Source organism: Duganella sp. Leaf61, from assembly GCF_001421905.1.
Lineage (GTDB): Bacteria > Pseudomonadota > Gammaproteobacteria > Burkholderiales > Burkholderiaceae_D > Rugamonas > Rugamonas zoogloeoides.
On record NZ_LMLM01000023.1, the window covers coordinates 39,235 to 51,475 of the forward strand.

General features: G+C 64.0%; 8 protein-coding genes. 5 read left to right on the forward strand and 3 right to left on the reverse strand.

The genetic code is table 11. From position 1 onward, the window contains the following. Positions 1-56: 56 nt before the first annotated feature. Positions 57-611: a prepilin peptidase gene (locus ASF04_RS13265; RefSeq protein WP_056142349.1), complete on the reverse strand. Its 555-nt coding sequence runs from the start codon at positions 609-611 to the stop codon at positions 57-59. Between the two features lie 60 nt (positions 612-671). Further along, entirely contained in the window at positions 672-857 is a 186-nt protein-coding gene (locus ASF04_RS13270; RefSeq protein WP_040378099.1) for a Flp family type IVb pilin, read from the reverse strand. A 285-nt stretch (positions 858-1,142) separates the two neighbouring features. Between ASF04_RS13270 and ASF04_RS13275 the strand changes: the two genes are divergently transcribed. After that, complete coding sequence (locus ASF04_RS13275) at positions 1,143-2,186, forward strand: GGDEF domain-containing protein (RefSeq protein WP_056142352.1); 1,044 nt, start codon at positions 1,143-1,145, stop codon at positions 2,184-2,186. On the opposite strand, the gene ASF04_RS13280 is transcribed toward ASF04_RS13275, so the two are convergent. Then, positions 2,183-3,400 (reverse strand): HD-GYP domain-containing protein, encoded by a 1,218-nt coding sequence (locus ASF04_RS13280; RefSeq protein ID WP_056142355.1) that lies wholly within the window; start codon positions 3,398-3,400, stop codon positions 2,183-2,185. The two genes, ASF04_RS13275 and ASF04_RS13280, sit on opposite strands and share 4 nt — an antisense overlap. A gap of 144 nt (positions 3,401-3,544) precedes the next feature. Here ASF04_RS13280 and ASF04_RS13285 point away from each other — a divergent pair, with 144 nt between their 5' ends. The 4 genes from ASF04_RS13285 to ASF04_RS13300 all read left to right on the forward strand — a co-directional run bounded on the left by ASF04_RS13285 (position 3,545) and on the right by ASF04_RS13300 (position 12,072). Further along, positions 3,545-4,480, forward strand: a complete 936-nt coding sequence (locus ASF04_RS13285; RefSeq protein ID WP_056142358.1) for a LysR substrate-binding domain-containing protein — start codon at positions 3,545-3,547, stop codon at positions 4,478-4,480. Between the two features lie 264 nt (positions 4,481-4,744). Then, the gene (locus ASF04_RS13290) at positions 4,745-8,296 is read left to right on the forward strand and encodes an indolepyruvate ferredoxin oxidoreductase family protein (protein ID WP_056142361.1); all 3,552 of its coding nucleotides are present in this window, start codon (positions 4,745-4,747) and stop codon (positions 8,294-8,296) included. Positions 8,297-8,307: 11 nt separating this feature from the next. Beyond that, positions 8,308-11,595, forward strand: coding sequence for a fused isobutyryl-CoA mutase/GTPase IcmF (icmF, locus tag ASF04_RS13295; protein ID WP_056142364.1), 3,288 nt, complete (start codon positions 8,308-8,310; stop codon positions 11,593-11,595). Between the two features lie 63 nt (positions 11,596-11,658). Continuing rightward, positions 11,659-12,072, forward strand: a complete 414-nt coding sequence (locus ASF04_RS13300; RefSeq protein WP_056143158.1) for a RidA family protein — start codon at positions 11,659-11,661, stop codon at positions 12,070-12,072. Positions 12,073-12,241: the final 169 nt, after the last annotated feature.

The window sequence follows — 12,241 nt, forward strand, 5'->3', positions numbered from 1 at the left end:
TAGCGAGGCTTGCCTGGCGGATATTGACCGGCAGCAAGAAGGCGCCAACGGGTGGCCTAACGATGCGGCCACGCCACAACCGCTGCCGTGGCCAGCGCGATTGCCACGCCGTACGGCATGCCGCCCACGCTGGCAATCGCCTCGCGCGGCAGCGGCGCCAATGGCAGGCCCGCCAGGCGCCCCAGCCACGGCTGCAACAGGCGCCACAGGTTGCGGCCCATCCGGCGCGCGGTGGCCAGACCATCGCCCTGGCGCCAGCCGTGCCACAGCAGCGTGGCCAGCGCCAGCGGCGCGCCGAACAGATAGGTCAGCAGCGCCACGTGCAGCGCGGCCTGCGGGCCGAGGAACGCGCCCACCATGGCCATCAGCTTGACGTCGCCGGCGGCCATGCCGCGCAACAGGTACAGCGGCAGCAACAGGAAAAAACCGGCCAGCAGGCCGGTGAACCAGTGGGTGAGCGCGGTCAGCCAGGGGTTGGCCAGCCACTGCAACACCAGCGCGAGCGCCAGGCCGCCAAGCACGAGGACATTGGGAATTTTGCGCAGCGCCAGGTCGGTCACTGCTGCCTGCGCGACCAGCCAGAGCACGAGGATGTCGATGCCGGTCCACATGGGCACGCTCCGAAAATAAAAAGGCTTTCCAGCCCGGACTGCGACTGGAAAGCCAAGCCGTCAAGCGTTATGAGCGGCGATCTCATCCGAGATCTTTTCGAAAGCGTCTTTCAACGCCGGCGAGAGGAACGAGAACGCCGCAATGACCGCAGCGACCATGGTGGCGGCAATCAGGCCATACTCGATGGCGGTGATGCCCTCCTCGTCGGATGCAAACACTTTTGCTGCTGCAAGAAGCGATGTCATGATGAACTCCCGTAAAGGTGGAAAGGATGACCCTGGCGCGGTAGCAGCACGGCGGCGGTGGTTTGCCGTCGCTGCGCCATTGCAATCAACTATACGGAGCGGGCTTTTGGGAGAGTTGACTTGAGACAAGCTTTCCATGTGGAACTATTTTTCAAGCGCAAGGAACCACACGATTGTGCTGGTATAGTTTTTTTTCGCACACATGAATTGCCTAGATTGCAAAAAGCTATTATCCTGCTTAGCTTGCCCATTTGCGCAGGACAGCATTTTTCTCCAGAGAAGAAAATGGATTCCCTACTGAAACACATGGTGGACATGACCGGCCACCGCGATCATACGATGCTCGACATCTCCGTGATCTCGGCGGTGCAGGAACTCGCCAATGCCAGCTGTACCCGGGTACTGACTCTTGCCGTTGTGCGCGGCAAGATGTTCGTACGCCCGCGCGCGCAGATTGTCGCCGGCGAGGCGGCCACCATGGTCGGGATGTCGGACCTCCAGCAACCTGGCGAGCCGATCGAACACTACCCGGCGCTGGCGGCTTGCCTGGCCCGCCACGACGCCAGCGCGGAAGTGACCAACGACAGCGGTGGCCACACGCTGTGGCTGCCGATCTGGCTCGGCGACAAGGCCGACACCTGCCTCGAAATCGTCAATCCCACGCCCTACACCAGCGCCACCATCCAGGTGATCGGCGGCGTGGTCAGCGTGTACCGCAATTTCCAGAACCTGCTCGACTACAGCGAACGCGATTCGCTCACCGGCCTGCTCAACCGCAAAACCTTCGATGACCAGCTGGCCAAGATGCTCGCTGCCAGCGCCGACCAGGAGTCGCTGACCCTGCCCGGCGAACTGGAACGGCGCCAGCACGGCGAGGAAGAGCGGCAATGGCTGGCGGTGGTCGATGTCGACCATTTCAAGCATGTCAACGACCGCTTCGGCCACCTGTACGGCGACGAAGTGCTGATCCTGATCGCCAACCTGCTCAATACGTCGTTCCGCGCGCAGGACCGGGTGTTCCGCTTTGGCGGCGAAGAGTTCGTGGTGCTGCTGCGCGGCACCACCCAGGACAACGCCAGGAAAATCATCGAACGCTTCCGCCAGAACGTGGCGTCGCACGATTTTCCGCAAGTGGGCAAGGTGACGGTGAGCGTGGGCTTTGTCAGCATCACCGCGTTCGAGCCGCCGGTGATCGTGCTGGGCCGCGCCGACCAGGCGCTGTACTACGCCAAGAGCCACGGCCGCAACCTGGTGTGCCACTACGACGAACTGCTCAGCGAGGGACTGCTGCAGAGCACCGAATCGAACGACACGGCGGAATTCTTCTAGGCCAGGGTTAAAAACCGCATCGGATCCACATTCCACTTGGCGGCCGATTCATGGCCGACGATCTTGTCGGCGCCCCCAAAACCGAGACCGCGCGACAGATCGACCGTCTCCGGCTTGATGTATACGTTCTGCTTGGTATTGAAAAACACGTTGACCTTGGGCGCCAGCAGGTTGGTCTCGTGCGGCTCGATCACCACGCCCAGGCGGCCCGATTCCAGCATCACCATGGTTCCCACCGGATAAATACCGATGCAGCGCATGAATTCCTGCGCGTACTGCGGGTTGAAATGATGTTTGCTCCACTCGTAAATCTTGCGCAGCGCAGCAGCTGCCGGCATGGCCTTGTGGTAGCAGCGGTCCGACGTCAGGGCGTCGTACACGTCGACGATGGCGGCCATTTGCGCCATGTCGCTGATCTGGCCTTCGGCCAGGCGGTTCGGATAGCCGCTGCCGTCGCGCCGCTCGTGGTGGTGCAAGGTAATGTCGAGCGGAATCGGGCCGATGTCGGGCGACTGCCGCAGCAGGTCGTAGCCGTCCTGCGGATGGCGCCGGATGATCTCGTATTCCTCGTCGGTGAGCGGCCCCGGCTTGTTGAGGATGGCGTCCGGCACCAGCGCCTTGCCGGTGTCGTGCAGCAGCCCGCCCAGGCCGGCCTGGTGGGTGGTCTCGGCATCGAGATTGCGCGAACGGCAAAAGGCCACCAGCAAGGTGCACACGCTGACCGAATGCAGGAAGGTGTAGTCGTCGGCGTTCTTGATGCGCAGCAGGCCGGTGAGCGCGCCGGGATTGCGCAGGATCGATTCGGTAATGGTTTGCACCACCGGCGCCACCTGGTCGAGCTCGATAGCCTTGCCGAGGCGCGCGTCCTGCATCACCGAGCGTACCAGGGTCGAGGCCTGGTGGCGGATGTGCGCTGCGCGCCGCATTTCCTCGCCCAGCGCCACCCGCGTGACCACCGGCGACTTGGCGATCAATTCGATGATTTCGCGCTCGGTGGCTGCCTGCGCCTCGGCCAGCGTGGGCGCCTCCACGTCCAGGCCCTTGTCGCTGTCGATCACCACGTCGTGGATGCCGGCGTTGATGATCTTGCGGATCTCGGCATCGCTGGTGATCAGGAACCGGTTGCGCACGAACGGGTGGGCCATCCAGTCGCAACTGAGGTCCTGGATGAACATGCCTACCTTGAGCTGCGACGCGTCGACTTTCTTGAACATACGGGCACCCGTTATCGAGGCTGGAGAAATGCGGAAAACCTGCATCCAGTATAACAAATAGTTTCTCGTCAGGATCATCAGGAGCCGGTGCTACACTGTGCGGCACAATCCTTTCACCGCGCTTGTCGGACTACTGCAACAAACATGGAACTGCGCCAACTTCGCTATTTTGTTGCTATCGTCGATCACGGCTCGCTGTCGCGCGCGGCGCTGGCGCTGCACGTGGCGCAGCCGGCACTGACCCAGCAGCTGCGCCAGCTCGAGGACGAACTGGGCGTGCAACTGCTGCACCGCTCCGCTCAGGGCATGCTCAGCAACGATGCCGGCAAAATTTTCTACGAACACGCGCAGGCGATACTCAAGCAGGTGGCCGACGCCCGCTCGGCCGTAGTGCAATCGGCCGAGCGTCCCAGCGGCAGCGTTACCCTGGGGCTGCCGCATAGCATTTCCGGCGCGCTGGCCTTGCCGCTGCTCACCGCTGCGCGCGCCCGCTATCCCGAAATCACGCTGCAACTGACCGAGGAGCTGACCGGCAACCTCAACGAGCAACTGCGCTCGGGCCGGGTCAACCTGGCGGTGCTGTTCGACGACGGCCAACTGGGCCAGTTCGCCACCACGCCGCTGGTCGAGGAAGAACTGCGCTTCATCTGCCGGGCCGACGCCCCGTACGCATCGGGCCAAAGCGCGCTGACCTTGCGCGAAGCGGTGGCCACGCCGTTGATCCTGCCCGGCTTGCAGCACGGCGTGCGGCCGCGCATCGAAAGCGTGCTGCGCGGCGCCGGCCTGGCCCTGTCGTCGGTGATCGAAATCAATTCGATTGCGATTTTAAAATCGGCACTGCTGGCCGATCTGGGCGCCACCATTTTGCCGTCGGCGCCGGTGCTGGATGAATTACAGCGCGGCACCTTGCGTGCGCAGGCGATTGGAGAGCCGGCGATCGCGCGCACGGTGGTGCTATGTGCGTCGAAAAACATTCCGCTGACCAATGCTGCGCAGGCGGTGGGTGCGCTGGTGCGCAGCGTGTGCGGCGAGCTGTGCGCCAACGGCGCCTGGCCCGGCGCCGCCGTGATCGACGGCTGAGCACCAGTCACGAACCGCCAGCCCAAGATCCGTCATTCCCTCGCAGCCGCAGCACAGCGCCAACCCCATCACTTTTCCTTATACCCCCATCCGCAAACGGTATTTCCACGCCGGAGTCAGCGCGCCCATACTGCGCTACAAAGCAGGTAATTTAAGCCTAAACTATCTGCCAGCGCCGCCACCATGCGGCCCACAGCCCGATCCTGGCGCGCCTACCCGGCGCTCCCGGGGCGGGCAAGAACGGCACATAACGGAGACACCGCCATGCCAGACGACACCACGGGCCTCGCGCTCGCCGCAGGGGCTCCTGACAGCAACGTCAACCTCGACGTCGGCCTCGACGACAAGTACACCGCCACCAGCGGCCCCATTTTCCTGTCCGGCATCCAGGCGCTGGTGCGCCTGCCGTTGATGCAGCGCGTGCGCGACCAGGCTGCGGGCCTCAACACCGCCGGCTTCATTTCCGGCTACCGCGGCTCGCCGCTCGGGGGCCTCGACGAAAACCTGTGGAAGGCGCAGCCGCACCTGGCCGCGCACCACGTGCAGTTCGTGCCCGGCGTGAACGAAGACCTGGCCGCCACCGCCGTATGGGGTTCGCAGCAGGTGGACCTGATCGGGGAGGCCAAGTACGACGGCGTGTTCGCCATGTGGTACGGCAAGGGCCCCGGCGTGGACCGCTGCGGCGATGTCTTCAAGCACATGAACCATGCCGGCACTTCGCAGCACGGCGGCGTGCTGCTGGTGGCCGGCGACGACCATGGCGCGTATTCGTCCACCCTGCCCCACCAGTCCGACCACCTGTTTTCGGCGTCGATGATCCCCGTACTGTACCCGTGCAATGTGCAGGAATACCTGGACCTCGGTGTGCATGGCTGGGCCATGTCGCGCTTTTCCGGCTGCGTGGTGGCGTTCAAGGCGCTGGCCGACACGGTGGAATCGTCAAGCTCGGTCGATGCCGACCCATTCCGCGTGCAAGTAAAAATCCCGCAAGACTTCGTCATGCCCGAAGGCGGCCTGAACGCGCGGCTGTCGAGCATTCCGCTGGGGCGCCAGGCGCGCAACCAGGAAGCGCTAATGCAGGACTATAAAATCTATGCGGCGCTGGCTTACGCGCGCGAAAATCGCCTCAATCACACCACCATCACCAGCCCCGATGCCAAGCTGGGCATCATCGCCTCCGGTAAATCGTACCTCGACGTGCTCGAAGCACTGGAAGAACTGGGCATCGACGAGGCCATGGCCGCCAGGGTGGGTCTGCGCCTGTTCAAGGTGGCCATGCCGTGGCCGCTGGAACCGGACAGCGTGCGCGAGTTCGCGCAAGGCCTGGACGAAATCCTGGTGGTCGAAGAAAAACGCCAGATCGTCGAATACCAGCTCAAGGAACAGCTGTACAACTGGCGCGACGACGTGCGCCCGCGCGTGATCGGCAAGTTCGACGAAAAAGGCGAATGGGTGGCGCCGCGCGGCGAATGGCTGCTCACCTCGAAGGCCGATTTTTCGGTGTCGCAGGTGGCCCGCGTGATCGCCAGCAGGATCAAGCGGTTCGACCTCGACGCGGCCACGTGCGAACAGATCGCCGCGCGGCTCGACTTCCTCGACGCCAAGGATGCCGTGTTGACGCGCGCCGTCAACACGCCGTTCCGGCCCGCCTTCTACTGCTCCGGCTGCCCGCACAACACGTCCACCAAGGTGCCGGAAGGCAGCCTGGCGCTGGCCGGCATCGGCTGCCACGTCATGGCCACCTCGATTTACCCCGAGTTCAACAAGCTCACCACCCACATGGGCGGCGAAGGCGCACCGTGGATCGGCCAGGCGGCGTTCTCCACCATTCCCCACGTGTTCCAGAACCTGGGCGACGGCACCTATTTCCACTCGGGCTACCTGGCGATCCGCGCCGCGCTGGCGGCCAAGGTCAACATCACGTATAAAATCTTGTACAACGATGCGGTGGCCATGACCGGCGGCCAGCCGGTGGACGGCATCACGTCGGTGCCGCTGATCGCGCGGCAAATGGCGGCCGAAGGCGTGCAGCGCATCGCGCTCGTCACCGAAGATTTGTCGCGCTACCACGATCGCAGCGCCCTGCCCGCCCACATCACGCTGCACGACCGCAAGGATATGGACGCGGTGCAGCGCGAGCTGCGCGAGGTGGCCGGCGTGTCGGTGCTGATCTACGACCAGACCTGCGCCGCCGAAAAGCGCCGTCGCCGCAAAAAGGGAGACTATCCGGACGTGGCCAGGCGCATGGTCATCAATGAAGCCGTGTGCGAAGGCTGCGGCGACTGCGGCGTGCAGTCGAACTGTGTATCCATCCTGCCCAAGGAAACCGAGTTTGGCCGCAAGCGCACCATCGACCAGTCGTCGTGCAACAAGGACTATTCGTGCGCCAAGGGCTTCTGTCCCAGCTTCGTGACGGTGGAAGGCGGCACGCTCAAGAAGAGCCGCGCCGGAGCAGCCCGGATCGACGACTTCGGCCCGCTGCCAGCGCCCGCCTTGCCGTCGTGCGACCAGCCGTACAACATCCTGATCAACGGCATCGGCGGCACCGGCGTGATCACCGTCGGCGCCCTCATCGGCATGGCCGCGCACCTGGAAGGCAAAGGCGCGTCGGTGCTGGACATGACCGGCATGTCGCAAAAAAACGGCTCCGTCACGTCGCACGTCAAAATCGCCCGTACCCCGGCGCACCTGCGCGCCCAGCGTATCGCCACCGGCGAGGCCGACCTGGTGCTCGGCTGCGACATGCTCACCGCCGGCGCCGCCGACGCCATCTCGAAGATGCGTGCCGGCCGCACGCTCGCTGTCGTCAACCTGCACCAGCAGCCGCCGGGCACCTTCGCGCAGGACGCCGACTGGCAGTACCCGGCCGAGGAAGTGCAGGCGCTGATCGCGCAATCGGTGGGGAACGGCGCGGCCGACTTCATCGACGCGACCAGGCTGGCCACCGCGCTGATGGGCGACTCGATCGCGGCCAACCTGTTCATGCTCGGCTATGCCTGGCAACGGGGCCGCATTCCCCTGTCCGAAGCGGCGCTGCTGCGCGCGATCGAATTGAACGGCGTGGGCGTGGCATCGAACCAGCAAAGCTTCCTGTGGGGCCGGCGCGCGGCGTTTGACCTGGCGCGCGTGGAACGCGTGGCCACGCCGGCGCAGGCGGTGGTGCTGCACATGCCGCAGAGCCTCGACACCGTCATCAACAAGCGCGTGGCGTTTCTGACCGCCTACCAGGACGCCGCCTATGCGGCACGGTACCGCGATTTGGTGACCACCGTGCGCGCACGCGAAACCGCGCTGGGACTCGGCAACAAGCTGTCCACGGCCGTGGCCAAGTACTACTTCAAGCTGATGGCGTACAAGGACGAATACGAGGTGGCACGGCTGTACACCGATGGCCGCTTTGTCGAACAACTGAAGCAGCAGTTCGACGGCGATTTTTCGGTGAAATTCAACCTGGCACCGCCGCTGCTGGCAAAGAAGGACGCCAAGGGCCACCTGGTCAAAGCGGAATTCGGCTCGTGGATGTGGAAGGCGTTCGAGTTGCTGGCCAAATTCAAGGGTTTGCGTGGCGGCGCGTTCGACATCTTCGGTTACACGGCCGAGCGCAGGATGGAGCGTGCGCTGATCACCGACTATCGCGAGATGGTCGGCGCCGTGCTGGCCCAGCTCACACCGGACAACCACGCGCTGGCCGTGGAACTGGCCACGCTGCCGGAAAAAGTACGGGGCTTCGGCCATGTGAAGGAGCAGGCTGTTGCCACCTTCCGCACCGATAAAGCACGCCTGCTGGCGCAATTTGCCCAACAGAGCGCAGCATAGAAAGGATACCCATGAACGACCTCTCCACGCCAAGACTGGCCGCCGCTGCAGAGCAGCAAGAGCAAGCCAACAAAATCCGTTTTGTCACCGCCGCCTCGCTGTTCGATGGCCACGACGCCTCGATCAACATCATGCGCCGCATCCTGCAATCGAACGGCGTCGAAGTGGTCCACCTGGGCCACAACCGCTCGGTGGACGAAGTGGTGACTGCCGCCCTGGCCGAGGATGTGCAGGGCATTGCGATCTCCAGCTACCAGGGCGGCCACGTCGAATATTTTAAATACATGATCGACCTGCTGCGCCAGCGCGGCGGCGCCCACATCAAGGTGTTTGGTGGCGGCGGCGGCGTGATCGTGCCCGAGGAAATCGCCGAACTGCATGCCTACGGCGTCACCCGCATCTTCAGCCCCGAGGACGGCCAGCGCATGGGTCTCGTGGGCATGATCCAGTGGATGGTGGCGCAGTGCGATATCGACCTGTCGCAGTATTCGCCCACGTCGCTCGCGCCGCTCACGGATGGCGACGTCGCCGGCCGTCACCGGCCATTGGCGCAGCTGATCACGGCCCTTGAGAACGACCGCGCCGGGCCAGCGCTGCGCACCGAACTGCTCGCTGCTGCTGCCGGCCTGGCGGTGCCCGTGCTGGGCATCACGGGCACCGGCGGCGCCGGCAAATCGTCGCTGACCGATGAACTGATACGCCGCATCCGCCTCGACCAGGGCGATGCCCTGCATATCGCCGTGATCTCGATCGACCCGTCGCGCCGCAAGTCCGGCGGCGCGCTGCTCGGCGACCGTATCCGCATGAACGCCATCAATCCCTGGAACGGCCAAGCACGTGTATTCATGCGCTCGCTGGCCACGCGCGATGCCGGCTCCGAGATTTCGCAGGCGCTGCCCGACGTGATTGCCGCCTGCAAGGTGGCCGGCTTCAATTTGGTGATCGTGGAGACGTCCGGCATCGGCCAGGGCGACGCCGCCATCGTGCCGCACGTCGACGTGTCGATGTACGTGATGACGCCGGAGTTCGGCGCCGCGTCGCAGCTGGAAAAAATCGACATGCTCGATTTTGCCGACATCATTGCGATCAACAAGTTCGACCGCAAGGGCGCGTTAGACGCCTTGCGCGACGTCGCCAAGCAATACCAGCGCAACCGGGAATTGTGGAGCACACCGTCGCACGAGATGCCCGTGTACGGCACCCAGGCCTCGCGCTTCAACGACGACGGCGTCACGGCCCTGTACCAGGGCCTGCTGCCGCTCCTGGCCCGCTTCGGCTTGCACACGACCGCCGGCAGGCTGGCCCCGGAAACCGCGCGCCACTCGAGCGGCAAGAACGTGATCGTGCCACCAGCGCGCGCGCGCTACCTGGCCGAAATCGCCGACACCGTGCGCGGCTATCACCGCCACACGCGCAAACAGGTCACCCTGGCCCGCGAGCGCCAGCAACTGACCGAGTCGAAACGCATGCTGGCCGCCGCCGGCAAAGCTGCCGACTTCGACGACGTGATCCTGGAACGCGACAGCGCCATGGATGCCGGCGCCAAAAAACTGCTGGCGCAGTGGCCGGCGTTGCAAGCTGCGTACGCCGGCGACGATTACGTCACCACCATCCGCGACAAGGAACTGCGCACCAGACTGGTCCAGCACACCTTGTCCGGCACGCGCATCCGCAAGGTGGCGCTGCCGCGCTACGAAGATCACGGCGAGGTGCTGCGCTTTTTGATGCTGGAAAACGTGCCGGGATCGTTCCCGTTTACGGCCGGCGTGTTCCCGTTCAAGCGCGAGGGGGAAGACCCCACCCGCATGTTCGCCGGCGAGGGTGATGCCTTCCGCACCAACCGCCGCTTCAAGCTGGTTTCCACCGGCATGGATGCCAAGCGCCTGTCCACCGCGTTCGATTCGGTCACGCTGTACGGCGCCGACCCGGCACTGCGCCCCGACATCTACGGCAAGGTGGGCAACTCGGGCGTATCGATCGCCACGCTCGACGACATGAAGGTGCTCTACGACGGTTTCAATTTGTGCAGCCCTTCGACGTCAGTATCGATGACCATCAACGGCCCGGCGCCCACCATTCTCGCCATGTTCATGAACACCGCGATCGACCAGCAGCTCGACAAGTTCGTGGCCGAACACCAGCGCCAGCCCGATGCCGGCGAGGCAGCCAGAATCCGTGAATGGGTGCTGCAAAACGTGCGCGGCACGGTGCAGGCGGACATCCTCAAGGAAGACCAGGGCCAGAACACCTGCATCTTCTCCACCGAGTTTTCGCTCAAAGTCATGGGCGACATCCAGCAGTATTTCGTCGACCACCAGGTACGCAATTTTTACTCGGTGTCGATCTCCGGGTATCACATCGCCGAAGCAGGCGCCAACCCGGTCTCGCAGCTGGCGTTCACGCTGTCGAACGGGCTCACGTTCGTGGAAGCATACCTGGCGCGCGGCATGCACATCGATGATTTTGCGCCGAACCTGTCGTTCTTCTTCTCCAACGGCATGGACCCCGAATACACGGTGCTGGGCCGCGTGGCGCGGCGTATCTGGGCCGTGGCCATGCGCGACAAGTACGGCGCCAACGACCGCTCGCAAAAGCTCAAGTACCACGTGCAGACGTCGGGCCGGTCGCTGCACGCGCAGGAGATCGACTTCAACGACATCCGCACCACCTTGCAGGCGCTGATCGCCATCTACGACAACTGCAACTCGCTGCACACCAACGCCTACGACGAAGCGATCACCACGCCCACCGACGAATCGGTGCGCCGCGCGCTGGCGATCCAGCTGATCATCAACCGCGAATGGGGCCTGGCCAAGAACGAAAACCCCAACCAGGGCGCCTACATCCTCGACGAGCTGACCGACCTGGTGGAAGAAGCGGTGCTGCAGGAATTCGAGCGTATTGCCGAACGCGGCGGCGTGCTGGGTGCGATGGAAACCGGCTACCAGCGCGGCAAGATCCAGGAGGAATCCATGCTGTACGAGCACCAGAAGCACGACGGCACCCTGCCCATCGTCGGCGTCAACACCTTCCGCAATCCGAAGGGCAGCGAAGCGCCGCAAAAAATCGAACTGGCGCGCTCCACCGACGACGAAAAGCAGTCGCAACTCGCCCGCCTGGCCGACTTCCACGCCCGCCATGCCAACCAAGCGCCGCAAGCGCTGGCAGCGTTGCAGCAGGCCGCGATTGCCAACGCCAACGTGTTCGAAAAGCTGATGGACGCGGTGCGGGTCTGTTCGCTCGGCCAGATCACCACGGCGCTGTTCGAGGTGGGGGGCCAGTACCGGCGCAATATGTAGGGGCTTGACCTCAAGTTATATTGAGGTTCTAGACTGGCGGGATTGCTCATCAAGGAGGCTTTCATGCAATTCATCAATCCCGCAACCCTGTACGATCCGCGCCCGAACGGCTACACCCATGTCGTCATCGCCCACGCCCCGGCACGGCTGGTCTACATTGCCGGCCAGGGCGGCGAAGACGTCAACGGTGTGCTGTCGGAAGATTTTGCGACGCAGGTAGCGCAAGCGCTGGCCAACCTGCGCGCCGCACTGCAAGCGGCCGACGCCACCCTGGCGCAAGTGGCCAAGGTGACCGCGCTGATCGTCGATCATGACGAAGCCAGGCTCGCCATCTTCAGCACCGCGCTGCGCGCTGCCTGGGCCGACGCCCCGCCCCCGGCCTGCACTCTGATCCCGGTACCGCGCCTGGCGCTCGACGGCATGTTGTTCGAGCTCGAGGCGACGGCGATTGCCAGTCTTTTTGCAGACAAAATCTAAGCTGAAATGCTATTCACTTTGCCATTCAAAAACGCATGATGCTACTATGAGAAATCGGTAAAATTTGCTATTCACGGGTTGCTGAATAAGCGTCCAAATTCAAAACATCGAGCGGGTTCGGCTGCTTCTGCAAAACGGTCCGGCCAAGGCTGCCGCGCTGCTGGAAGCG

Bases quoted from the DNA above. Each gene is read 5' to 3' on its own strand.
- icmF (WP_056142364.1), top strand. From the start codon at position 8,308: ATGAACGACCTCTCCACGCCAAGACTGGCCGCCGCTGCAGAGCAGCAA.
- ASF04_RS13285 (WP_056142358.1), top strand. From the start codon at position 3,545: ATGGAACTGCGCCAACTTCGCTATTTTGTTGCTATCGTCGATCACGGC.
- ASF04_RS13280 (WP_056142355.1), bottom strand. From the start codon at position 3,400: ATGTTCAAGAAAGTCGACGCGTCGCAGCTCAAGGTAGGCATGTTCATC.
- ASF04_RS13275 (WP_056142352.1), top strand. From the start codon at position 1,143: ATGGATTCCCTACTGAAACACATGGTGGACATGACCGGCCACCGCGAT.
- ASF04_RS13300 (WP_056143158.1), top strand. From the start codon at position 11,659: ATGCAATTCATCAATCCCGCAACCCTGTACGATCCGCGCCCGAACGGC.
- ASF04_RS13265 (WP_056142349.1), bottom strand. From the start codon at position 611: ATGTGGACCGGCATCGACATCCTCGTGCTCTGGCTGGTCGCGCAGGCA.
- ASF04_RS13290 (WP_056142361.1), top strand. From the start codon at position 4,745: ATGCCAGACGACACCACGGGCCTCGCGCTCGCCGCAGGGGCTCCTGAC.
- ASF04_RS13270 (WP_040378099.1), bottom strand. From the start codon at position 857: ATGACATCGCTTCTTGCAGCAGCAAAAGTGTTTGCATCCGACGAGGAG.